This is a genomic window from Streptomyces sp. NPDC055254 (assembly GCF_053606025.1).
Genome location: NZ_JBSGQV010000008.1, coordinates 201811 through 224378, shown reverse-complemented (window position 1 = coordinate 224378; position 22568 = coordinate 201811). Strand labels below are relative to the sequence as shown.

The window sequence follows — 22568 nt, the reverse complement described above, 5'->3', positions numbered from 1 at the left end:
GGGGTCTGAGATGTTTATAAGACACAGGTCCGGCCCCGCTCCCCCGGCGGCGCAGGTCCCGCTCCCGCCGGGCGCCCGGCCGGGCCCGTGCCTCGACCACCGGCGGCCCGAGCCCCGCCGGGCGCCGCTCTCACCCGGGCGCGCCGGTCCCGCCCTTGCCGGGCGCCGCCGGGGCCCGGGGTCCCGGGCGTCGGCGGGGCGGAACGGCCGGGGGGCCCGCCTGCGGGGCCCGGCGGGGTTCTCAGGAGGCGCGGACGCGGAGGGCGCGGGCGAGGTCGTCCAGCTGGTCGACGAGCTTGCGGCGCAGCAGCGGCAGGATGTTTGGGTCGGCGAGGCAGGCGTGCCCGGCCCGCAGGTTGTCCTCGTCGACGGCGTGGGCGGGGAAGGCCCAGCGGCCGGCCGCCTCCGCGATGGCCGGGCCGCGGCGGGCGCCGAGGGCTACGGCGTCCGGGTAGAAGCGCGGCACGTACTCCCTTACCAGTTCGGCCTGTTCGGGCTGCCAGAACCCCTGGGCGGTGGCGCTGAACAGGTAGTTGGAGAGGCTGTCGTCGTGGAAGAGCCGCTCCCAGGCGGCGGCCTTGGCCTCGGCCGTCGGCAGCGCGGCCCGGCAGCGGGCGGCGCCTTCCTCGCCGGTGGCGCTCGGGTCGGCGGCGAGGGCCGCGTCGATGTCGGCCTCCCCGACGGCGCCGAGCACGGAGAGCCGGGCCAGGATCCGCCAGCGCAGCTCGGGGTCGAGTTCGGGGCCGCCGGGGACGGTGTCGTCGGCGAGCCAGCCGGCGAGGGCGTCGGGCGTGGCGGCGCTGTCGATGAGGGACCGTACGGCGGCCAGCCGCAGGCCCGGGTCCGAGCCGTCCTCGGTGCGTCGCAGCAGGTCGCGGCCCACGGAGGTGAGGGTGGCCAGTGCGGCGGACCGTTCCGCGGGGGCGACGTAGCGGGCGGCGACCTGGGTGCGGGCGAAGGAGAGGACGCCCTGGACGATGGCGAGGTCGCGTTCCTCGGGCAGGTGCGCCCCGGCGGTCGCCAGGTAGTCGCGCGGGTCGAGTTCGCCGTCGCGGACCATGTCGCGCAGGGAGTTCCAGACGACGGCGCGGGTGAGGGGGTCGGGGATGCCGGAGAGTGTGCGCAGCGCGGTCTCGACGGAGGTCTCGTCGAGGCGGACCTTGGCGTAGGTGAGGTCGCCGTCGTTGAGGACGAGGAGGTCGGGGCGCGGGCCGCTCACGGAGACGACCTCGTCGGAGGGGACGTCGAGGTGGAGGAGTTCGCCGCGTTCCAGGACCCGGTCGCGGCCGGGCTCGCGGTGGTGGACGCCGACGACGATGTGGTGCGGGCGGCTGCCGTCGCGGTCGACGGTGAGGGTCCAGCCGCCCGGGCTCTCCTCGATCCTCGGGGTGAGGGTGTCGATGCCGGTGGTGCGCAGCCAGACCTCGGCCCAGGTGTGGACGTCGCGTTCGGTGTGGGCGGCGAGGGAGTCCACGAAGTCGGCGAGGGAGGCGTTGGCGAACTTGTGCCGGGCGAAATGGGTGTTGATGCCGGCGAGGAAGTCCTTTTCGCCGAGCCAGGCGACGAGTTGGCGCAGGGCGGAGGCGCCCTTGGCGTAGGAGATCCCGTCGAAGTTGAGGAGGGCGGAGGCGGTGTCGGGGACGTCGTCGGGGTCGGGGGCGACGGGGTGGGTGGAGGGGCGCTGGTCGGCGTCGTAGCCCCAGGCCTTGCGGGCGACGCCGAATTCGGTCCAGGTGCCGGTGAAGCGGGTGGCTTCGGTGAGGGTCTGGTAGCCCATGTACTCGGCGAAGGACTCGTTGAGCCAGATGTCGTCGAACCAGCGGAGGGTGACGAGGTCGCCGAACCACATGTGGGCCATCTCGTGGGCGATGACCATGGCGCGGGTCTGGCGTTCGGTGTCGGTGACGGCGGAGCGGTAGATGAACTCGTCGCGGAAGGTGACGAGTCCGGGGTTCTCCATGGCGCCGGCGTTGAACTCGGGTACGAAGGCCTGGTCGTAGGAGTCGAAGGGGTAGGGCTCGGAGAACTTCTCGTGGTAGCGGTCGAAGCAGTCGGTGGTGATCGAGAGGATCTCGGCGGCGTCCGCGTCGAGGTGGGGGGCCAGGGAGCGGCGGCAGTGGATGCCGAAGGGCAGTCCGGCGTGCTCGGTGCGCACGCTGTGCCAGGGGCCGGCGGCGACGGCGGCGAGGTAGGTGGAGATGACGGGGGTGGCGGCGGAGGTCCAGATGCCGGCGCCGTCCGTGTCGCGGTCGCCGGTGCGGGTGGTGACGCCGTTGGCGAGGACGGTCCAGTGCGCGGGGGCGGTGACGGTGAACTCGAAGACGGCCTTGAGGTCGGGCTGGTCGAAGGCGGGGAAGACCCGCTGGACGTCGTCCATGAACATCTGGCTGTAGACGTACGTCTCCCCGTCGGCGGGGTCGGTGAAGCGGTGCAGGCCCTCCCCGGTGCGGGAGTACCGCATGCGGGTGTGGATGCGCAGTTCGTGCGGGCCCTCGGTGAGGGCGGTGAGGGGGAGGCGGTTGTCCTGGAGGGCGGTGAGGGGGACCGGCCGGCCGTCCAGGGTCGCCGAGTGCACCCGTTCCGGCTTCAGCTCGACGAAGGTGTCACCGGCGGCGCGGGCGGTGAAGCGGATGACCGCGGTGGAGTCGAAGGTGTCGTCGTCACCGCCGGTGAGGTCGAGGGCGACGGCGTAGTGGTGGACGTCGAGGAGCTGGGCTCGGAGCTGCGCTTCGTTGCGCGTGAGTGCGGACATGTGGCCATGCTGCCTCACGGGGCGCCCGGGTCCCCAGGCCGATTCCGCCGGGTCGGGGGGTCGGGGGGAGGGGCGCCGGCCGGGGCTACTCCTCGCCGGCGGCGATGGTCTCGTGGTGGCGGATGACCTCGGCGATGATGAAGGTGAGGAGCTTCTCGGCGAAGGCCGGGTCGAGTTTGGCGTTCTCGGCGAGCTGGCGCAGGCGGGCGATCTGGCTGGCTTCGCGGCTCGGGTCGGCGGGCGGCAGCTGGTGCCTGGCCTTGAGGTGGCCGACCTGCTGGGTGCACTTGAAGCGTTCGGCGAGCATGTGGACCACGGCCGCGTCGATGTTGTCGATGCTGTCCCGCAGGCGGGCCAGTTCGGCGGCGACGTTCTCGTCGATCCCGCCGGCGGCGGCGCCCGTGCCGGTGCCGTTGTCGATGTCGCTGTTGTTCATGGTCCCCGAGAATACGTGGCGGCCGCGGCCGGTTCCTCGCCCGGCCGCTCCGTGAGACGCCCCCGGCGGCAACGCTCCCGCGGGGGCCGCGCCGGGTCGGGCTCGGCGGGGCCGTGCCGGTCGAGCCCGCAGGGCCGGGCCGCTCAGGCGCGGCAGAGCCGGGCCGGGCCGCTCGGGCTCGGCGGGGCCGGGCCGGTCGGGCCCTACCCGGCGCGGCGGCGCGCGGCGGCCGGGGCCGGGGGCCGGGGGCCGTCCCGCGCGGCAGTCCAGCGGTGGGGCGGGCGGGCGAGTCTCGACCGCTGCCGGTCGTACCGCTTCAACCGGCACGGCCGGGCCGGCGTCCTTCAGGAGGAAGCCGGACGCCCCGCCGTGAGCGCCGCGTGGACGTACGCGTCGAGGTCGAAGGCGGTGGTGACGAAGACGGTGCGCGGTCCGTCCTGGCCGGAGAGCCGGCGGGTGACCTTGGCGGGTCCTTCCCGTGGGACGGGTGCGCGCTCGGCCCCGCGACCGTGGCGGGAGCCGGCGGATGGCTGCCGCGGGGCGGGGACGGAGGCGTTCCGTGGCGCCACCGCCGGGCCTGCGGCCGTCCGGCGTGCGAGGGCCTCGCCCTTCCGGCCGGATGGTGCCCGGCCGGAAGGGCGAGGGGGTACTGCGGGGGTCGTGCGCGGGGTCCTACAGGGTGGCCGCGGCGCTCTTGATCGCGGCGGCGAAGGTGGACACCTCGGTGTAGACGCCGGGGTAGCCGGCGCGGGCGCAGCCCTCGCCCCAGCTGACTATGCCGACCTGGATCCAGGCGTTGGCGTTGTCGCGGCGGAACATCGGGCCGCCGGAGTCGCCCTGGCAGGTGTCGACGCCGCCCTGGTTGTAGCCGGCGCAGATCTCCTCGCTCGGGACGAGGTCGCTGCCGTACGCGCTCTGGCAGCTGGCGTCGGAGACGAAGGGGACGGTGGCCTTCATGAGGTAGCGCTGCTGGCCGCCGCCCTCGCGGGTGGCGCCCCAGCCGGCGACGGTGAAGGTGCCGTTGTCGTAGGCCTTGGTCTCGGCGATCTTGAGGGTGGGCAGGTTGATGGGCTGGGCGAGCTTGATCAGCGCCCAGTCCTTGCCCTTGCCGTTGTAGCCGGGCGCGCGCAGGACCTTGGTGGACTTGACCTTGATGGCACTGGCGCTGTTGAGGTCGACGACTCCGGCGGTGGCGGTGATGGAGGTGTTGTTGCCGGAGCCGTTCACACAGTGGGCGGCGGTGAGGACGATCTGTGGGGTCAGGAGGGAGCCGCCGCAGCCCATGGAGAGGCGGACCATGAACGGGAACTCGCCCTGGGCGGCGCGCGTTCCGCCGACGACGGGGGCCGGGCCGGCGCTGGCGGTGCCGGGCTGGAGGCTGACGGCCGCGAGGGCGACCGCGCCTGCGGCGAGGGCGCGCTTCATGAATCGCGTGAGGGTACTCACAGTCAACACACTGCCTTTCGTGGGGGGTTGGGCCGTGCGTGTCATTGGGGGATGACGGGTCCATGACACATCCGATGTATGGCGGACATCAAGAAGGCATTTTCGGCCAACCGCTGTCCTCGGCGGCAGGGATTGCGGCGGAGGTGGCCCCGGGACGGAGAACGGCGGGCGCGGCAGCCCCGTCGAGCACGGGTTTCCGCACCTGGCCCCCGAACGGGACCTGCGCCGGACCCCGCCGGCGGCCGCCGGCCGGATGGAGCGCCGTCGGTACGCGAGGGACCGGCGTGCGGCGGCCACGGCGGCGGAGGTCCCGGCGGCCGGAGCGGCGGCCTCACCGAGGAGCCCGGGCCGAGCGCGAAGGAACGGGGCGGCGCCGCGTATCCGCTTCGAGCGCGACGGGACCCGACCGCGGGTCAGCTTCCCGCGCCCGGTGTGCGCGCAGCGGCCGCGGCTCCCGGTGCGCGGCCCGCTGCGCGCGGTGCGGGCCGTGCGGGCTGTGCGGGCCGTGCGGGCCGTGCGGGCTGTGCCGCGAGGTGCTGGAGTGCGACACGTAGCACCGGCCCGGGGGATTCATCGCGCGGCAACGAAAAGTTTCCTACCGACCAGTAGACAGGGTGTCGGGAGAGGCTGAATCTAGACGCGTACATGCCAATCCCCTGGTCCGAGGAGCGCCCCCCATGCGCATCACCCGCCGCACGTCCGCCCACCGCACGAGCCGAACCGCCGCCGCCGGAGCCGCCGTCGCGGCCGCCGTCCTCCTCCTGGTCCCGGCCGCGGCCGCCGAGGCGGCCCCGGCCGGGGCCCCGGTATCGGACGCGGCCCCGAGTTCCGTTTCGGCCACGGCGGTCGTCACGGCGTCCGCGCCCGGCGGCAACGCGGCGATCCTCGGCATCGACTACGCCACCTGGCAGCGCGACGTCGCCGCGGTCGTGGACGCCGCCCGCCCCGGCATCGAGCGGCGGATCGCCGCCTCGCCCGCCGGGGAGCGGCCCGCGATCGTCCTCGACATCGACAACACCTCGCTGGAGACGGACTTCCACTGGTTCTGGACGTTCCCGACCCCCGCGATCTCCAAGGTCCGCGAGCTGACCCGGTACGCGAACGAGCGCGGGGTGGCCGTCTTCTTCGTCACCGCCCGCCCGGGGATCATCCACTCCCTCACGGAGCGCAACCTCAAGGCGGTCGGCTACCCGGTCTCGGGGCTGTACGTCCGCGACCTGCCCGACCTCTTCCACGAGGTCAGCACCTACAAGACGGGCAAGCGAGCGGAGATCGAGGGCCGCGGCTACACGATCATCGCGAACATCGGGAACAAGGAGAGCGACCTCGTCGGCGGTCACGCCGAACGCACCGTCAAGCTGCCCGACTACGGCGGCAAGCTGTCCTGAGGTCGGGCCGCCGGTCCCGTCGAACCCCGTCAGGCCTCGTCCGCCGTGCCGTCGTTGTCGTCCCCGGCGGGGTTGCGGGGGTGGCGGACCATCTCGATCAGGAACCAGACCAAGGTGGCCGCGACCACGACGGCCGGCCCGATCACGTCAGCTCGGCTCATGCACAGAGTGTGCCCGATCCCGGAGACCGGAACGCACCACTCCAACATCCGGAGGCCCTCTGCGGTTCAACGGACGGCCCCGGCGGGTACTGATACTCCAACGCACGAAGCAGGCCCCGGACCCGACCCCTCGCCAGGGGGCCGGGCACGGGGCCTGTTTCCGTACGCGGCGTGTGGGGCCCTATCGGCCGGGGCACACCTGCCACGCGAGGTGGTACAGGGTGCTGACACTGGCGTCGGTGGAGTCCATGGCCATGAAACTGGTGGACGTCTGCGGGTTGGAGGTGCCCGCATTCACGCGCAGTTCGGTATTGATGTTGAAGTTGCGCTTTTCCCCGCACGGCGCCCAGACGAGATCGGCGTACTCCGTCCGGTCGGTCGCCTGCCAATTGTCGTTGAACGGACCGTTGAACTGATGGGTCCGCTGCGAGGTCTGCGGCATTCCCTGGAAGTAGTAACTGGCGCGTTCCTGGCCCCACGCGCCGGGCTGGAGGAAAGCGAATCCGCGGTAATCCGCCTGAACGATCGCGTAGGTGAATCCCGAGGGAACGTGCACGCGGAGATTGAGCTGGCAGTTCTTGCGGAAGGCCGTCGGCGGGGCGCCCGGTCCGACCTGCGCGAGGTAGTCGCTGTAGGTGACCGTGAAGGCGGTGTTGTCCGGTGCCACGGCCACTTCGGCGGTACCTTCGCGGCAGCCGGAGCCGTTGACGGTGGCGAGTTCGATCACGATCTTGTCGGGCGGAGCGGTGATCGGCGGCGGGACGTGGCCGGCGGCGCCGGCGGACGGGACGGCCGCGGCCAGCAGCACGGCGGCTGCCGCGCCGGCGAGCAGGGTGCGGGACAGGGAGGGGGACATCGATGTCACTCCTGACCGTGAGTCGGGTGCGTGCGACCGTGCCGGATCAACCCGCCGGGCATTCCTTCCACTCGAAGTGGTAGACGGTGCTGACGCTGCCGTCCGTCGAGTCCATGCTCATGAAGCTCAGGGCCTGCGGGTTCGACGTCCCGGCGTAGACCCGCAGTTCGGTGTTGACGTTGAGGTGGCGGTCCTCGCCGCAGGGTGCCCAGACCAGGTCGGCGTACTCCGTGCGGTCGCTCGCCTGCCAGTTGTCGCTGTACGGGCCGTTGAACTGGTGGGTGCTACGGGCCGTCTGGGCCTGGCCCTGGAAGTAGTAGTTCGCGCGCTCCTGGCCGAAGGCGCCGCGCTGGAGGTGCGCGAAGCCCCGGTAGTCGGCCCGGGCGATGGCGTACGTGAACCCCTGGGGGACGTGGATCCGCAGCGCGAGCTGGCAGTTCTTGCGGAATTCGGTGGCGCCGGAACCGGCTCCCGCCTGGGCGAGGTAGCTGCTGTACGTGACGGTGAAGGCCGTGTTGTCGGAAGCGGTGGCGACCTCCGCGGTGCCCTGGGGGCAGCCCGAGCCGTTGACCGCGACCACGTCGACCGTGATTCTTCCGGGCGGTGTGTGCACCGTGTCGGCCTGGGCGGGTGCGGTCACGGCCGACAGGGCCACGACCGCCGCACCGACCGTCAATCTGCGGAGCGACATCCTTTTTCTCCATCCGTGCGACCGGTGGTGAATTCGGCAATTCGGCACGCACATGCCACCACAGGTCTCACGGAGTGGGATAGGACCCGATACGGCCAACGGTCCTCGGCCGCGTTTCCTGGCCGAATTCCACGAGGCCGCGCGCGCCCGCGGGACACCGCTCATCAGCCCCGCTGCGGTGTCCGACCCGCGCCGCGGCGTGCGGCGCCGGGCGCGGAGATGACCGGAACCCCGCAGCCCGCCCCACCGCGCCCCGCCCCCGCCCGGCCCGGACCGGCGCTTCCGGGCGCATGGCCCGACCGGGCGCCCCCGGCCCGAACGAACCGGCGCCGGGTCCGACCGCGGCACACCCGCGGCCCCGCCCGTCAGCGGGTGCCGTACACCGGCAGCGGGGCCCGGGCCTGCGACAGCAGCTTCGCCGCCGCCTCCCCCGCTTCCGCCGGGGTCCAGCGCGCCCCGCGGTCGGCGGTGGGCCCCGGACGCCAGCCCTCCATCACGGTGATGCGGCCGCCCTCCGCCTCGAAGACCCGGCCCGTGACCCCTTCCGAGGCGTCCGAGCCCAACCACACCACCAGCGGGGACACGTTCTCCGGCGCCATCGCGTCGAAGGCCCCCTCCTCCGGCGCGGCCATGGTCCTCGCGAAGGTCCGCTCCGTCATCCGGGTCCGCGCCGCGGGGGCGATCGCGTTGACCTGGACCCCGTACCGGCCCATCTCGGCGGCCGAGACCAGCGTGAGGCCGAGGATGCCCGCCTTGGCCGCGCTGTAGTTGCCCTGGCCGACGGAGCCCAGCAGCCCGGCCCCCGAGGAGGTGTTGACCACCCGGGCGGCCACCGGCCGGCCCGCCTTGGCCTGCGCCCGCCACCACGCCGCCGCCGCCCGCAGGGGCAGGAAGTGCCCCTTGAGGTGGACCCGCATGACCGCGTCCCAGTCGTCCTCGTCCAGGTTGACCAGCATCCGGTCCCGCAGGAACCCGGCGTTGTTGACCAGGGTGTCCAGCCGCCCGAACGCCGACACCGCGCACTCCACCAGGGAGGACGCCCCCTCCCCCGTCGCGATGTCGCCTCCGTGCGCCACCGCCTCGCCGCCCCGCTCGCGGATCTCCGCGACGACCCGGTCGGCGGGGCCGTCGGACCCGGGCAGCCCGTCCGGCCCCACCCCCAGGTCGTTGACGACGACCTGCGCCCCCGCCTCGGCGAAGGCCAGTGCGTGGGCCCGTCCCAACCCCCGTCCCGCGCCCGTCACGATCACGACCCGACCCTCGGCGATACCGGCCATCTCAGCTCCCCTTGTTGACAGTTGCCGCATCCAGAAACGCCGGGCGCTCCCCGCCCCCGTGCACCAACAGGCTCGCCCCGCTGATGTACGCCGCCCGCTCGGAGGCCAGGAAGACGGTCGCGTCCCCCACGTCCGAGGGTTCCGCCAGCCGCCCCAGCGGTACGGTCGCGCCGACGGCCGCGATGCCGTCCGCGTCCCCGTAGTGCAGGTGGGACAGCTCGGTCCGCACCATGCCCAGGACCAGGGAGTTCACCCGGATCTCGGGCGCCCACTCCACGGCCATCGAGCGGGCCAGGTTCTCCAGCCCCGCCTTGGCCGCCCCGTACGCGGCCGTGCCCGGCGAGGGCCGGGTCCCGCTGACGCTGGCGATCATCACGACCGAGCCGCGGGACTCCCGCAGCCAGGGGCGGGCCGCCAGCGAGGCCGTCAGCGGGGCCAGCAGATTCAGCTCGACGACCCGGGCGTGGCGCTCCGCCTCGCCCTCGCCCAGCAGCCGGTAGGGGGTCCCACCGGCGTTGTTGACCAGGCAGTCGAGCCGCCCGTACCGGCCGGCGACCGCGTCGAAGAACTCCCGTACGGCGGCCGGGTCGCGCAGGTCGAGGGCGGCGAAGTCGGCCTGGCGGCCGCCCTGCGCCACCGGTCGCCCGGGCGGCCTGCGGGCGCACACCACGACCCGCGCGCCGGCCGCGAGGAGCGACCGGGCGATCCCGGCGCCGACGCCCCTGGTTCCGCCGGTGACGACGGCAACCCTCCCGTCGAGCTCCATCGGCTGCTACCTTCCTCACCTAACAAATGTTTGGTGGAAAGGTAGCTGATCCTCTCATGGGTGTCTCCACCTCCGGCCCGGACCAGGGCGTCGCTCTCGTCAGCGTCGACTTCCCACCCGTCAACGCGCTTCCGGTCAAGGGCTGGTACGCCCTCGCCGACGCCCTGCGCGCGGCCGGCCGCGACCCCGGGGTCCGGTGCGTCGTCCTGGCCGCCGAGGGGCGCGGTTTCAACGCCGGTGTCGACATCAAGGAGATGCAGCGCGACAGCGGGCACGCCGCGCTCGTCGGCGCCAACCGGGGCTGCTACGAGGCCTTCGCCGCCGTGTACGAGTGCGAGGTGCCGGTGGTGGCGGCCGTGAACGGGTTCTGCCTGGGCGGCGGCATCGGCCTCGTCGGCAACGCCGACGCCGTCATCGCCTCCGACGACGCGACCTTCGGCCTGCCCGAGCTCGACCGGGGCGCGCTCGGCGCCGCCACCCATCTGGCCCGGCTGGTCCCGCAGCACCTGATGCGCACCCTGTACTACACCTCGCGCACCGCGACCGCCGCCGAACTGCACGCCCACGGCTCGGTCTGGAAGGTGGTGCCGCGCGCCGAGCTGCGGGCGGCCGCCCTGGACCTCGCCGCCGAGATCGCCCGCAAGGACGGCTACCTGATCCGGCTGGCCAAGGCCGCCATCAACGGCATCGACCCCGTCGACGTCCGCCGCAGCTACCGCTTCGAACAGGGCTTCACCTTCGAGGCCAACCTCAGCGGGGTGGCCGACCGGGTCCGCGACACCTTCGGGAAGGGAGCGTCCGCATGACCGACAAGACCATGACCCCCGAGGAGGTGGTCGGACAGTTGCGCAGCGGCATGACCCTCGGCATCGGCGGCTGGGGCTCGCGCCGCAAGCCCATGGCCCTGGTGCGGGCACTGCTCCGCTCCGAGATCACCGATCTCACCGTGATCGCGTACGGCGGCCCCGACGTCGGGCTGCTGGCCGCCGCCGGCCGGATCCGCCGGCTCGTCGCCCCGTTCGCCACCTTGGATTCCATCGCGCTGGAGCCCCATTTCCGGGCCGCCCGCGAGCGCGCCGCCTTCGCCCTCACCGAGCTCGACGAGGCCATGTTCATGTGGGGCCTGCACGCCGCGGCCAACCGGCTGCCCTTCCTCCCGGTCCGTGCCGGTCTCGGCTCCGACGTCATGCGGGTCAACCCCGAGCTGCGGACCGTGACCTCGCCCTACGAGGACGGCGAGGAGTTCGTCGCCGTCCCCGCCCTGCGCATGGACGCGGCGCTGGTGCACCTCAACCGCGCCGACCGGCTCGGCAACGCGCAGTACCTGGGCCCCGACCCGTACTTCGACGACCTGTTCTGCGAGGCCGCCGACGCCGCCTACGTGTCCTGCGAACAGCTCGTGGAGAGCGCCGAGTTCGCCAAGGCGGGCCCGCCGCAGTCCCTCCTCGTCAGCCGCCACTGCGTCACCGGGGTCGTCGAGACGCCGAACGGCGCGCACTTCACCTCCTGCGTCCCCGACCACGACCGCGACGAGGCCTTCCAGAAGCTGTACGCGACCACCCCCTGGCCCGAGTTCGCCGCCCGCTTCCTCTCCGGCGCGAGTGAGCACGACTACCAGTGCGCCGTCCGGACCTGGCACGAGGAGCAGCAGTGACGAGCACCCCCGCACCGCCCCCGCCGCCTCCGCCGTCTGCCGCCGCCTCCGCAGCCGCGGGCGCTCCCGTCTCGCGCGCCGAGTACTGCGTGATCGCCTGCGCCGAGGCCTGGCGCGGCAACGGCGAGGTGCTCGCCAGCCCGATGGGCCTGATCCCCTCCTTCGGGGCCCGGCTGGCGAAGCGGACCTTCTCCCCCGACCTGCTGCTGACCGACGGCGAGGCGATGCTGGTCGGGCTGGACGGGGAGGTCGAGGGCTGGCTCCCGTACCGGCGCCACCTCACCATGGTCACGGGGGGCCGCCGGCACGTGATGATGGGCGCGAGCCAGATCGACCGGTACGGCAACCAGAACATCTCCTGCATCGGCGCCTGGGAGCGGCCCGCCCGCCAACTGCTGGGCGTGCGCGGGGCTCCCGTGAACACGCTGAACAACCCGGTGAGCTATTGGGTGCCCCGGCACTCCACCCGCGTCTTCGTCGAGCGCGTCGACATGGTCAGCGGCGTGGGCTACGACCGTGCCGAGGCGGCCGGCGTGACCCGCTACCACCGCCTTCCCCGGGTCGTCAGCGATCTGGGCGTCTTCGACTTCACCGGACCCGGCCGCTCGATGCGCCTGGTGTCCGTCCATCCCGGGGTCACGGTCGAGCAGGTCCTGGCGGCCACCGCGTTCGAGCCGGCCGTCGCCGACGAGGTCCCGTACACCCGGGAGCCGACCGGCGAGGAGCTGCGCCTGATCCGGGAGGTCATCGATCCCCGGGGCCGGCGCGAGCGCGAAGTGCGGGGGTGACCCGGTGAGGACGGCCTTCACCGAACTGGTCGGGGTCGAGCACCCGATCGTGCAGACGGGCATGGGCTGGGTCGCGGGACCGCGCCTGGTGTCGGCCGCGGCCGACGCGGGGGCGCTGGGGATCCTGGCTTCGGCGACGATGACCCTGGAGGAGCTGCGCTCCGCGGTGCGGGATGTCAAGTCCCGCACCGCGCGGGGCGCCGCGTTCGGGGTGAACCTGCGGGCGGACGCGGGGGACGCCGCCGAGCGCGCACAGCTGATCATCGAGGAGGGGGTCCGGGTCGCCTCGTTCGCGCTCGCGCCCTCCCGGGAGCTGATCGCCCGGCTCAAGGACGCGGGAGTGGTCGTCATCCCGTCGGTCGGCGCCCGCCGGCACGCGGAGAAGGTGGCCGCCTGGGGTGCGGACGCGGTGATCGTGCAGGGCGGTGAGGGCGGCGGCCACACCGGGGACGTGGCCACGACCGTGCTGCTGCCCCAGGTCGTCGACGCCGTGGACATCCCGGTGATCGCGGCGGGCGGCTTCGGTGACGGGCGCGGGCTGGTCGCGGCGTTGGCGTACGGGGCGGCCGGCATCGCGATGGGCACCCGTTTCCTGCTGACCTCCGACTCCACCGTCCCGGACCCGGTGAAAGCCCGGTACCTGGCGGCCTCCGTCAAGGACGTCACGCTCACCACGGCGGTCGACGGGCTGCCGCACCGGATGCTCCGCACCGAGCTGGTCGACTCCCTGGAGCGGGCGGGCCGCGCCCGGGCGCTGGTCCGGGCGGTGCGGCACGCGGCGGGCTTCCGGAAGCTGTCGGGGCTCTCCTGGCCGCAGATGGTGCGGGACGGCCTGGCGATGAAGCACGGCAAGGACCTGTCCTGGAGCCAGGTCCTGCTCGCCGCGAACACCCCCATGCTCCTTCGGGCGTCCATGGTCGAGGGCCGGACGGACCTCGGTGTCATGGCATCGGGCCAGATCGCGGGGGTGATCGACGACCTGCCGTCCTGCGCGGAGCTCGTCTCCCGGGTGATGGCCGAGGCGGACGCGGTCCTGGGCCGCCTCCAGGCCCCGTACGCCGCACACGAACCGCACCCTCCGGAGTGCCCGCGGCCTCCGCACTGACCCCACGAACCGCACCGCACCGCACCGCACCGCACCGCACCGCACCGCACCGCACCGCACCGCACCGCACCGCACCGCACCGCACCGCACCGCACCGCACCGGCCACGATCCGCACTCGCTCGGCGCCCTGCCACCACCAGGGTGAACCGCCTTCCGGCGCTACAGGAGTCGCAAGATGAGCCGTGCACGCATCCGCCTGGCGACGGCGGTCCTCCCCGCCGCCCTCGCCGCCGCCCTCGCCGCCCTTCCCGCCGCCGCGCACGCCGCGCCGGCCGCCGGAGCCGGGGTCGGCGCCCGGCACCAGGTCGGTCACCACCCCGCGGCGGAGACGATCCGCCGCATCCCCCTCCAGGGCGCCGTCAACGTCCGCGACGTCGGCGGGTACCGCACGTACACCGGCGGCAGGGTCCGCCAGGGTCTGGTCTACCGTTCGGACGCGCTGAGCAAGCTGACCTCGGCGGACCTCACCGCCGTGTCCGATCTGGGCCTCGGGAAGGTCGTCGACTTCCGCATCCCGATGGAGCTGCAGTACGACGGCCCCGACAAACTGCCCGCGGGGCTCACCCCCACCCCGCGGCCGGTCAGCGACCTGGGTCTGTACGGGACCCTGGTCGGCGCGATCTCCAGCGGCGATCCCGTCGAGCAGGAGCGGATGCTCGGCGGCGGCCGCGCCGAGGCCTACATGCGGGACATCTACCGCACGTTCGTGAGCAGCCCCGAGAACCGGGCGCAGTTCGCGGCGACCCTGCGGGAGATCGCCAACGGCAGCCAGGGCCCGCTCCTGTACCACTGCACGTCCGGCAAGGACCGGACCGGCTGGATGACGTACGTGCTGCTGCGGGCGCTGGCCGTCCCCGAGGCCACCGCCGAGGGCGACTACCTGGCGTCGAACACCTTCCGGGCGGCCTACGACGCCCGGCTGCGGGCCGGCCTCAAGCAGTCCGGCCGGATGCAGAACCCGGACCTGCTGATCCCCCTCCAGGAGGTGCGCCAGGACTACCTGGACGCCGCGACGGCGCGGATGGAGGCCGATTACGGCGGCTTCTACGGCTACCTCACCGACGGCCTCGGCCTGGACCTGCGCACGCTGGCGAAGCTCCAGAACCGAATGGTCCGCTAACCGGCCGCCGGCCGGCCGAACCGGCGGTCCGGGTCCGGACACGACCGCGCCGGGCGGCGCGGTGTGCGCTGCCCGGCGTGGCGGACGTTCGGGTGCGGTCGGGCGGTGTCGGGCGCCCGGCGGCGGTCAGACGGAGCGGCGGCGGCCCTGGCCGGCGGACGGGCTGCCGACCCGGCTGCGGGCGGACGCCGCGGCGGCGCCGCCGGAGGCGCCGCCCCCGGTGCGCCGGCCGCGCTCGCCGGAGCCGTTCGCCGTCGCGCCCTGGCCGCCCTGGCCGCGACGCGCCTGGCCCGCACCGGAGGACGGGGCCTGACCGGCCGCGCCGCCACCGGAGCGGCGGCCGCGGCCACCGGCGGCCGGAGCCGCGCCGGCGGCGGTGCCGGTGCGCGGGCCGCCCGAGCGGCGGCGTCCGCCGCCCCCGGCGCCCGTACCGGACTTCGCGGTGGAGCCCTGCTTCGCCGGGGTCGGCTGCGGCACGTCCAGCACGACCGGGATGCCCGAGGGCTCCTTGGCGCCGGTCAGCCGGGCCAGTTCCGCGTCGGAGGACTTGATCTGCGCGGTGCGCGGGGAGATCCCGGCGTCCGACATCAGGCGGGTCATCTCCCGCTTCTGGTCGGGCAGCACCAGGGTGACCACGCTGCCGGACTCGCCGGCCCGGGCGGTACGGCCGCCCCGGTGCAGGTAGTCCTTGTGGTCGGTGGGCGGGTCCACGTTGACGACGAGGTCGAGGTCGTCGATGTGGATGCCGCGCGCCGCGACGTTCGTCGCGACGAGCGCGGTGACCTCGCCCGTCTTGAACCAGTCGAGGGTGCGGTTGCGCTGCGGCTGCGAGCGGCCGCCGTGCAGGCCGGAGGCGCGGACGCCGTCCGCGAGGAGCTTCTTGACCATGCGGTCGACCCCGCGCTTGGTGTCCACGAACATGATCACCCGGCCGTCGCGAGCGGCTATACGCGTCGCCACGGCCTTCTTGTCGGTCTCGTCCATGACGTACAGGACGTGGTGCTCCATGGTGGTGACCGCGCCGGCCGACGGGTCGACGGAGTGGCCGACCGGGTCGGTCAGGAACATCTTGACGAGCTTGTCGATGTTCTTGTCGAGGGTCGCCGAGAAGAGCATCGTCTGGCCGCCGGCCTCGACCTGCTTGAGCAGGGCGGTGACCTGCGGCATGAAGCCCATGTCGGTCATCTGGTCGGCCTCGTCGAGGACGGTGATCGCGACCTGCGAGAGGTCGGCGTCGCCGCGCTCGATGAGGTCCTTGAGCCGGCCGGGGGTGGCGACGAGCACCTCGGCGCCGCGGCGCAGCGCGCCGGACTGCCGGTTGATCGACATGCCGCCGACGACGGTCGCGATCCGCAGGTTGACGGACGTGGCGTACGGGGTCAGGGCGTCGGTGACCTGCTGCGCGAGCTCACGGGTCGGTACGAGGACCATCGCGAGCGGCGCCTTCGGCTGCGCGCGGCGGCCGGTGGTGCGGGCCAGCAGCGCCAGGCCGAAGGCGAGGGTCTTGCCGGAGCCGGTGCGGCCGCGGCCGAGCAGGTCGCGGCCGGCGAGCGAGTTCGGCAGCGTCGCGGCCTGGATCGGGAACGGCTCGGTGACGCCCTGGGCGGCGAGGGTCTTCAGCAGCGCCTCGGGCATGTCCATGTCCTCGAACGCGGCGACCGGCGGGAGGGCCGGGGCCAGCGGTTCGGGCATGGTGAATTCTTGGGGTCGGGCAACGGGGGCGGACTTCTGCCGTCCCGCGCCAGCCTTCGGACGTCCCTGGGCCGCACCTCGACCCCGGGTGGGGCGGCGGCTGGGTCGTGCGGAGCTGGAGCTGGTCATGCGGAAATGCCCTCCTGAAACCGGCAGGTACTACAAGGTCGACAAGCAGACACGCCGGGGTCCGCACCTTCACGGTGCGGACCCCGGCGTGCTGACGTACTTAGTTGGCGGGGAGGATGTTCTCCGCCTGGGGGCCCTTCTGGCCCTGGGTGACGTCGAAGGACACGCGCTGGCCCTCCTGGAGCTCACGGAAGCCCTGGGTGGCGATGTTCGAGTAGTGGGCGAAGACGTCCGGGCCGCCACCGTCCTGCTCGATGAAGCCGAAGCCCTTTTCCGAGTTGAACCACTTCACGGTGCCAAGTGCCATTTTAAATCTCCTGAATAGGCGGCAAAGGGCCCCATCCGGAGATTCCGGCAAGACAATAAAAGCGCCTGAGGATCATTCCCGTCAGGCGCACATAAAGTTCATGGGTACCACAACTGCAACGAGCTCTAAGCTAGCACACCTCGGCGCGGCGGTGGCACCACGGGGCTGTGACCTGCGTCGCACGGAAGCCGGGCGCGCCGCGGGGCGCCCGCCCGGGCAAGGGGCGGACGGCCGGCGGCGGGCGGCTCCTACAGCCGTTCGATGATGGTCACGTTCGCCTGACCCCCGCCCTCGCACATGGTCTGGAGGCCGTAGCGGCCGCCGGTGCGCTCCAGCTCGTGGAGCAAGGTGGTCATCAGCTTCACCCCGGTGGCCCCCAGCGGGTGGCCCAGGGCGATGGCGCCGCCGTTGACGTTGACCCGCGCCGGGTCGGCCCCGGTCTCCTTCAGCCAGGCCAGCACCACGGGGGCGAAGGCCTCGTTGATCTCCACCAGGTCGATGTCGGCGAGCGACATGCCGGTCTTCTTCAGCGCGTACGCGGTGGCCGGGATGGGCGCGGACAGCATGCGGACGGGGTCCTCGCCGCGTACCGAGAGGTGGTGGATGCGGGCCCGGGGCCGCAGGCCGTGCTCTCGGACGGCCCGCTCGGAGGCGAGCAGCAGGGCCGCCGCGCCGTCGGAGACCTGGGAGGAGACCGCCGCGGTGATGGTGCCGCCCTCGACCACGGGCTTGAGCCCGGCCATCTTCTCCAAGGTGGTGTCCCGGCGCGGGCCCTCGTCCGCGGTGACGTCCGCGTACGCCGCGGTCTCCCGCTCGAAGCGGCCCTCGTCGATCGCCCGGACGGCCCGCCGGTGGGACCGGAGCGCGTATTCCTCCATGTCCCGCCGGGAGATGCGCCACTTCTCGGCGATGAGCTGCGCTCCGTGGAACTGGTTGACGGGGGCGTCGCCGTACCGGGCGCGCCAGCCCGCGCTCCCCGCGTAGGGGCCCTCCGTGAGGCCGAGCGGCTCGGCCGCCTGCCGGGAGGCGTAGGCGATCGGGATCATGGACATGTTCTGGGTGCCTCCCGCGACCACCAGGTCCTGGGTGCCGGAGAGCACGGCCTGGGCCGCGAAGTGCACCGCCTGCTGGGAGGACCCGCACTGGCGGTCCACGGTGACGCCGGGCACCTCCTCGGGGAGGCCCGCCGCCAGCCAGGCCGTGCGGGCGATGTCCCCGGCCTGCGGCCCGACCGCGTCGAGGCAGCCGAACACCACGTCCTCCACGGCGGCCGGGTCCACGCCCGACCGCTCGACCAGCGCCTTCAGGACGTGCGCGCCGAGATCGGCCGGGTGGACCGCGGACAGGCCGCCGCCCCGGCGCCCCACGGGGGTGCGTACCGCGTCGACGATGTAGGCCTCGGGCATCGGGACTCCTCTGATCGGTCAGGTGCGTACGGCGATCCCGTCCAGCACCATCGACAGGTATTGGCGGGCGATCTCTTCGGGGCTGTGCTGTCCGCCGGGCCGGTACCAGGACGCCGCCACCCACACCGTGTCGCGCACGAAGCGGTAGGTGAGGCGGATGTCGAGGTCGGGGCGGAAGACCCGGGCGGCGACGCCGCGTTCCAGCGTGCCGAGCCAGGCCTTCTCGAACTTCTGCTGCGAGTCGGAGAGGTAGTGGAAGCGGGGCTGGGCGGAGAGGTGCCGGGATTCCTTCTGGTAGATGGCGACGGCGGCGCGGTGCCGGTCGATCTCCCGGAAGGACTCGGTGACGAGGGCTTCGATGGTCTCCCGGGGGCCGAGGCCGGCGGCGAGGACGGTGTCGTAGCCCTGCCACAGCTCGGTCAGGAAGGCGGAGAGGATCTCGTCGAGCATCGATTCCTTGGAATCGAAGTGGTAGTAGAGGCTGCCGGCGAGCATGCCCGCGGCGTCGGCGATCTTGCGGACGGTGGTGGCGTTGTAGCCCTGTGCGGCGAAGACCTCGGCGGCGGTGTCGAGGAGTTCCCGGCGTCGCTCGGGTGACGCGGTCACCTGCGGCTTCTTCTTGGCTCTCGGTTCGTTCGTTGGCACGGGCCCATTCTGGCGCTAGGCGTGCTGGCTGCTGACCGAGACGGTCTCGCCCGTCATGTAGGACGAGTAGCCGCTGGCGAGGAAGACGATGACGTTGGCGACCTCCCAGGGTTCGGCGTACCGGCCGAAGGCCTCGCGGGCGGTCAGTTCGGCCAGCAGTTCCTCGCTGGTGACCTTCACCAGGTGCGGGTGCATGGCCAGGCTCGGGGCGACCGCGTTGACCCGGACGCCGAACTCGGCGGCCTCCAGGGCCGCGCAGCGGGTCAGGGCCATCACCCCGGCCTTGGCGGCGGCGTAGTGGGCCTGGCCGGTCTGGGCCCGCCAGCCGACCACCGAGGCGTTGTTGACGACGACTCCGCCGGCGCCGGACCGCCGGAAGGAGCGCAGGGCGGCGCGGGTGCAGCGGAAGGTGCCCCCCAGGGTGACGTCGAGGACCTTGGACCACTGGTCGTCGGTCATGTCGGCGAGGGCGGCGGTGCCGCCGAGTCCGGCGTTGTTGACGACGACGTCGAGGCGGCCGTGGATCCGTTCGGCCAGCGCGAGGAGGGCCCGGACCTGCGCCTCGTCGGTGACGTCGCACGGCAGGGACGCGACGCGGTCGGCGCCGAACTCGGCGGCGAGGGCGTCCTCGGTCTCCTTGAGGCGGCGGGCGTGGGCGTCGCCGATGACGACGCGGGCGCCCTCCTCCAGGAACCGTCGGGCGGTGGCCCCGCCGATCCCGGCTCCGGCGGCGGCGGTGACGACGGCCGTGCGGCCCCGCAGCAGGCCGTGGCCGGCGACGTACTCGGGTGCGTTCACGTCCGTACCTCCTGGGGTGCGAACTCCTCGACGCTGCTCATGGCCGTACGTTAACCTACCAAACACTTGTTAGGGAAGCGTGGTCCGGCGGAGCCGATGGAGGCGAACACCTGATGGATCTGACCCAGACGGCGGACGTGGAGGCGTTCCGGGACGAGGCGCGCGCCTGGCTCGCCGCCCACGTGCCGTCCGTACCGCTTCCCTCTCTGGAGACGGAGGAGGGTTTCGCGGCGCACCGGGCCTGGGAGGCGGCCCTCTCCGTGGACCGCTGGTCCGCGGTGAGCTGGCCGGAGGAGTACGGGGGCCGGGGTGCGGACATCGTGCGGTGGCTGGTCTTCGAGGAGGAGTACTGGGCGGCGGGCGCACCCGGCCGGGTCGCGCAGAACGGCATCAGCCTGCTCGCCCCCACGCTGTTCGACCACGGAACCCCCGAGCAGCGGGCCCGGGTGCTGCCCCCGATGGCCACCGGCGAGGTGGTCTGGGCGCAGGCCTGGTCGGAACCGGAGGCGGGCTCCGACCTGGCCTCCCTGAGGTCCCGGGCCACCCGCACGGAGGGCGGCTGGCTGCTGTCCGGACAGAAGACCTGGTCCTCCCGGGCCGCCTTCGCCGACCGGGCCTTCGGCATCTTCCGGACGGACCCCGGGGCCGCGCGACCGCACCACGGACTGACGTACCTGATGTTCGACCTGCGGGCGGCGGGCGTGACCGTGCGGCCCATCGGCCGCCTCGACGGCAAGCCGGCCTTCGCGGAACTCTTCCTGGACCGGGTCTTCGTACCGGACGAGGACGTGATCGGGGAGCCGGGCCGGGGCTGGCGGATCGCGATGTCGACCACCGGCAACGAGCGCGGCCTCACGCTCCGCTCCCCCGGCCGGTTCCTGGCGGCGGCCGACCGCCTCGCCGCCCTGTGGCGGGCGGCCGGAGACCCGGCGGACACCGCGCTGCGCGACCGGGTGGCGGACGCCCTGGTGGGGGCGCGCGCCTACGAGCTGTTCACCTGGGCCCACGCCTCGCGCTTCGCCGCGGGCGCAGCGATCGGCGCCGAGTCCAGCCTGAACAAGGTGTTCTGGTCCGAGTACGACATCGCCCTGCACGAGTGCGCGCTGGACCTGCTGGGCGCGGACGCGGAGCTCGCCGACGGCGAGTGGGCCGAGCCGTGGATCTTCTCCCTGGCCGGGCCGATCTACGCGGGGACCAACGAGATCCAGCGCGACATCATCGCCGAGCGGCTGCTCGGCCTCCCGAAGGGCCGTCGCTGATGCGCTTCCTGCTGACCGACGAACAGGGGGACTTCGCCCGCACCCTGCGCTCCCTGCTGGGCGCGGCGGACGTCCCGGCGGCGGTACGGGCCTGGTCGGGCGGCGCCTTCGGACCGGGGCGGGCCCTGTGGGCCGAGGTGGCGGGGACCGGCCTGCCCGCGCTGGCCGTGCCGGAGGCGTACGAGGGCCTGGGCGTCCTCGCGCCGGAGCTGTGCCTCGGCTTCGTGGAGCTGGGCCGGGCCGGGGTGCCGGGGCCCGTGGTCGAGACGGCGGCCGTCGCGGCGCTGCTGACGGAGCTGGCGGAGCGCGGCGAGGACGCCCCGGCCGAGCGGTTCCTGCCGGCCCTGGCCTCGGGTGGGGCCACCGCGACGCTGACCCTGCCCGGCGGCGGCCCGTACGCCCTGGACGCGGACGCGGCCACGTACTGCTTCACGGTGTCGGACGCGGGCGAACTGCGCCTGGCGCAGGGCTCGGACGGGCCGCCGGCCCGCTCGACGGACCCCGCCCGCCGGCTGTCCCGCCCCGCGGCCGGGGGCGAACTGCTGGCGCAGGGACCCCGGGTGGCCGCGGCCGCCGCCGTCGCGGGGCAGCGGGCCCGGCTGCTCACCGCGGCCCAGTGCCTGGGCGTCGGCGAGGCGCTGCTGGACCGCACGGTGGAGTACGTGAAGCAGCGCACCCAGTTCGGGACGCCGATCGGCGGCTTCCAGGCGGTCAAGCACCGGCTGGCGGACACCCTGCTGGGGCTGGAGTTCGCCCGGCCGCTGGTGCGGGCGGCGGCGCTGACCCTGGAGCCGGGCGACGTGGCCGCCGCGAAGCTGACGGCGGGGCGATCCTGCTACCGGGCGGCGATGTCGGCGCTCCAGTTGCACGGCGCCGTCGGCTACACCGAGGAGTTGGACCTCTCCCTGTGGCTGCGCAAGGCCCGCCCGCTGCGCGACGCGTGGGGCACCCCCTCGGCGTGTCGGGCGGATGTGCTGCGGGCCTGCGACGCGGGCGTCACGGCAGGGCGAGGGCGAGACTGACCACGTACCGTTCCTCGACCGTGCCGTCCGGGAACAGCGCGAGCAAGCGCTCCCGCTCGGCCGCCATGAACGACCGGGTGCGGTCCTCGCCCAGGACGAGGAAGGCGGAGTGGCTGGCCTGGTTGGCGAGGTGGTCGTCGAGCGGGATCCGGCGCGACCAGCGGATTCGGCGGCGGGTGACGTCGAGCCCGACCGTGCTCTCCCGCGCGGGGAGCCCGATCGCGCCGATGACGGCGCGGATCCGCTCGTCCTGCTCGGCGATCCAGGGCACGGCGGTGTCCAGGTCGTTCCACCACAGCGCGAGCGCGCCGCCCGGGCGCAGCACGCGGCGGGCCTCGGGGACGGAGCGGCGCGGGTCGGTCCAGTGCCAGGACTGGGCGTACGTCAGGAGGTCGAGGGACCCGGTGGCCAGCGGCAGGCGGTCCCCGTCCCCGCGCACGAGGGGGATGCCGGGGTGCGCCCGGCGGAACTCGGCGGCCATCCCCGCCCCCGGCTCCACGGCGAGGACCCGCGCCCCCCGCGCACGCAGCAGCGCGGTCGCGATCCCCGTCCCCGCGCCGACGTCGGCCACCCGGGCCCCGGCGAGGGGCCGGCCGGCCAGGTCCCGCACGGCGTCGAAGAGGGCCGGCGGGTAGCCGGGCCGGTGCGCGGCGTAGAGGGCGGCGGCGGTGTCGAAGGACAGGGCTCGGCTCGTCATCCGCCCATCTTCGCGATGACGGCCCGGCCCGCGCCCGCACACCCGGAAAAGTCGCGCGCGGAGGGGCGGTGATCACTTAGGCTGTCTCGCAAGGGCGGGGTCGTAGCACAGAGGTAGTGCGCCTACACAGCATGGAGGAGGACGCCGGTTCGAATCCGGCCGCCCCGCCCCC

At 73.7% G+C, this 22568-nt stretch carries 23 protein-coding genes and 1 tRNA gene; 9 read left to right on the top strand and 15 right to left on the bottom strand.

Annotated features, from left to right (window positions below; translation table 11 throughout):
* Positions 1-241 precede the first annotated feature (241 nt).
* From pepN to ACWFQ8_RS11905, 4 genes are all read right to left on the bottom strand, one after another.
* On the bottom strand, positions 242-2752 hold the full coding sequence (gene pepN, locus ACWFQ8_RS11920; protein WP_453786040.1) for an aminopeptidase N: 2511 nt from the start codon (positions 2750-2752) through the stop codon (positions 242-244).
* Positions 2753-2837: 85 nt separating this feature from the next.
* The gene (locus tag ACWFQ8_RS11915) at positions 2838-3188 is read right to left on the bottom strand and encodes a chorismate mutase (protein ID WP_453786039.1); all 351 of its coding nucleotides are present in this window, start codon (positions 3186-3188) and stop codon (positions 2838-2840) included.
* Between the two features lie 344 nt (positions 3189-3532).
* A complete protein-coding gene (locus ACWFQ8_RS11910) occupies positions 3533-3757 on the bottom strand; it encodes a hypothetical protein (protein WP_453786038.1) in 225 nt (74 codons plus the stop codon).
* Between the two features lie 103 nt (positions 3758-3860).
* Entirely contained in the window at positions 3861-4613 is a 753-nt protein-coding gene (locus ACWFQ8_RS11905; RefSeq protein WP_453786060.1) for a serine protease, read from the bottom strand.
* 698 nt (positions 4614-5311) lie between these two features.
* Here ACWFQ8_RS11905 and ACWFQ8_RS11900 point away from each other — a divergent pair.
* Complete coding sequence (locus tag ACWFQ8_RS11900) at positions 5312-6022, top strand: HAD family acid phosphatase (protein ID WP_453786037.1); 711 nt, start codon at positions 5312-5314, stop codon at positions 6020-6022.
* A gap of 29 nt (positions 6023-6051) precedes the next feature.
* On the opposite strand, the gene ACWFQ8_RS11895 is transcribed toward ACWFQ8_RS11900, so the two are convergent.
* From ACWFQ8_RS11895 to ACWFQ8_RS11875, 5 genes are all read right to left on the bottom strand, one after another.
* Positions 6052-6183, bottom strand: a complete 132-nt coding sequence (locus ACWFQ8_RS11895) for a hypothetical protein (protein ID WP_453786036.1) — start codon at positions 6181-6183, stop codon at positions 6052-6054.
* A 181-nt stretch (positions 6184-6364) separates the two neighbouring features.
* Positions 6365-7039 (bottom strand): DUF4360 domain-containing protein, encoded by a 675-nt coding sequence (locus tag ACWFQ8_RS11890; protein WP_453786035.1) that lies wholly within the window; start codon positions 7037-7039, stop codon positions 6365-6367.
* Between the two features lie 46 nt (positions 7040-7085).
* A complete protein-coding gene (locus ACWFQ8_RS11885) occupies positions 7086-7730 on the bottom strand; it encodes a DUF4360 domain-containing protein (RefSeq protein ID WP_453786034.1) in 645 nt (214 codons plus the stop codon).
* 365 nt (positions 7731-8095) lie between these two features.
* A complete protein-coding gene (locus tag ACWFQ8_RS11880; protein WP_453786033.1) occupies positions 8096-9007 on the bottom strand; it encodes an SDR family oxidoreductase in 912 nt (303 codons plus the stop codon).
* Position 9008: 1 nt separating this feature from the next.
* Entirely contained in the window at positions 9009-9773 is a 765-nt protein-coding gene (locus tag ACWFQ8_RS11875) for an SDR family oxidoreductase (protein ID WP_453786032.1), read from the bottom strand.
* 56 nt (positions 9774-9829) lie between these two features.
* On the opposite strand from ACWFQ8_RS11875, the gene ACWFQ8_RS11870 reads away from it, so the two are divergent.
* The 5 genes from ACWFQ8_RS11870 to ACWFQ8_RS11850 all read left to right on the top strand — a co-directional run bounded on the left by ACWFQ8_RS11870 (position 9830) and on the right by ACWFQ8_RS11850 (position 14441).
* Positions 9830-10579 (top strand): enoyl-CoA hydratase family protein, encoded by a 750-nt coding sequence (locus tag ACWFQ8_RS11870; protein WP_453786031.1) that lies wholly within the window; start codon positions 9830-9832, stop codon positions 10577-10579.
* Entirely contained in the window at positions 10576-11427 is an 852-nt protein-coding gene (locus ACWFQ8_RS11865) for a CoA transferase subunit A (protein WP_453786030.1), read from the top strand. Before ACWFQ8_RS11870 ends, ACWFQ8_RS11865 begins: the two co-directional genes overlap by 4 nt.
* 89 nt (positions 11428-11516) lie before the next feature.
* The gene (locus ACWFQ8_RS11860; protein WP_453786059.1) at positions 11517-12215 is read left to right on the top strand and encodes a CoA-transferase subunit beta; all 699 of its coding nucleotides are present in this window, start codon (positions 11517-11519) and stop codon (positions 12213-12215) included.
* A gap of 4 nt (positions 12216-12219) precedes the next feature.
* Positions 12220-13320, top strand: a complete 1101-nt coding sequence (locus ACWFQ8_RS11855; protein WP_453786029.1) for an NAD(P)H-dependent flavin oxidoreductase — start codon at positions 12220-12222, stop codon at positions 13318-13320.
* Between the two features lie 176 nt (positions 13321-13496).
* Complete coding sequence (locus ACWFQ8_RS11850; protein ID WP_453786028.1) at positions 13497-14441, top strand: tyrosine-protein phosphatase; 945 nt, start codon at positions 13497-13499, stop codon at positions 14439-14441.
* A gap of 126 nt (positions 14442-14567) precedes the next feature.
* Here the strand turns inward: ACWFQ8_RS11850 and ACWFQ8_RS11845 are convergent, their stop codons facing one another.
* From ACWFQ8_RS11845 to ACWFQ8_RS11825, 5 genes are all read right to left on the bottom strand, one after another.
* Entirely contained in the window at positions 14568-16262 is a 1695-nt protein-coding gene (locus ACWFQ8_RS11845) for a DEAD/DEAH box helicase (RefSeq protein ID WP_453786027.1), read from the bottom strand.
* 100 nt (positions 16263-16362) lie between these two features.
* Positions 16363-16569, bottom strand: coding sequence for a cold-shock protein (locus tag ACWFQ8_RS11840; RefSeq protein ID WP_030707191.1), 207 nt, complete (start codon positions 16567-16569; stop codon positions 16363-16365).
* 248 nt (positions 16570-16817) lie between these two features.
* On the bottom strand, positions 16818-17975 hold the full coding sequence (locus ACWFQ8_RS11835) for an acetyl-CoA C-acetyltransferase (protein WP_453786026.1): 1158 nt from the start codon (positions 17973-17975) through the stop codon (positions 16818-16820).
* A gap of 18 nt (positions 17976-17993) precedes the next feature.
* Positions 17994-18620, bottom strand: a complete 627-nt coding sequence (locus ACWFQ8_RS11830; protein WP_453786025.1) for a TetR/AcrR family transcriptional regulator — start codon at positions 18618-18620, stop codon at positions 17994-17996.
* 15 nt (positions 18621-18635) lie between these two features.
* A complete protein-coding gene (locus ACWFQ8_RS11825; RefSeq protein ID WP_453786024.1) occupies positions 18636-19418 on the bottom strand; it encodes an SDR family oxidoreductase in 783 nt (260 codons plus the stop codon).
* Positions 19419-19531: 113 nt separating this feature from the next.
* Between ACWFQ8_RS11825 and ACWFQ8_RS11820 the strand changes: the two genes are divergently transcribed.
* Both ACWFQ8_RS11820 and ACWFQ8_RS11815 read left to right on the top strand, forming a co-directional pair.
* The gene (locus ACWFQ8_RS11820) at positions 19532-20677 is read left to right on the top strand and encodes an acyl-CoA dehydrogenase family protein (protein WP_453786023.1); all 1146 of its coding nucleotides are present in this window, start codon (positions 19532-19534) and stop codon (positions 20675-20677) included.
* The gene (locus ACWFQ8_RS11815; RefSeq protein WP_453786022.1) at positions 20677-21699 is read left to right on the top strand and encodes an acyl-CoA dehydrogenase family protein; all 1023 of its coding nucleotides are present in this window, start codon (positions 20677-20679) and stop codon (positions 21697-21699) included. The genes ACWFQ8_RS11820 and ACWFQ8_RS11815 overlap by 1 nt, the downstream gene beginning before the upstream one ends.
* Here the strand turns inward: ACWFQ8_RS11815 and ACWFQ8_RS11810 are convergent.
* Positions 21674-22396: a class I SAM-dependent methyltransferase gene (locus ACWFQ8_RS11810; protein ID WP_453786021.1), complete on the bottom strand. Its 723-nt coding sequence runs from the start codon at positions 22394-22396 to the stop codon at positions 21674-21676. The two genes, ACWFQ8_RS11815 and ACWFQ8_RS11810, sit on opposite strands and share 26 nt — an antisense overlap.
* Positions 22397-22490: 94 nt before the next feature.
* On the opposite strand from ACWFQ8_RS11810, the gene ACWFQ8_RS11805 reads away from it, so the two are divergent.
* Positions 22491-22565: transfer RNA gene (locus ACWFQ8_RS11805), tRNA-Ala, on the top strand.
* Positions 22566-22568: the final 3 nt, after the last annotated feature.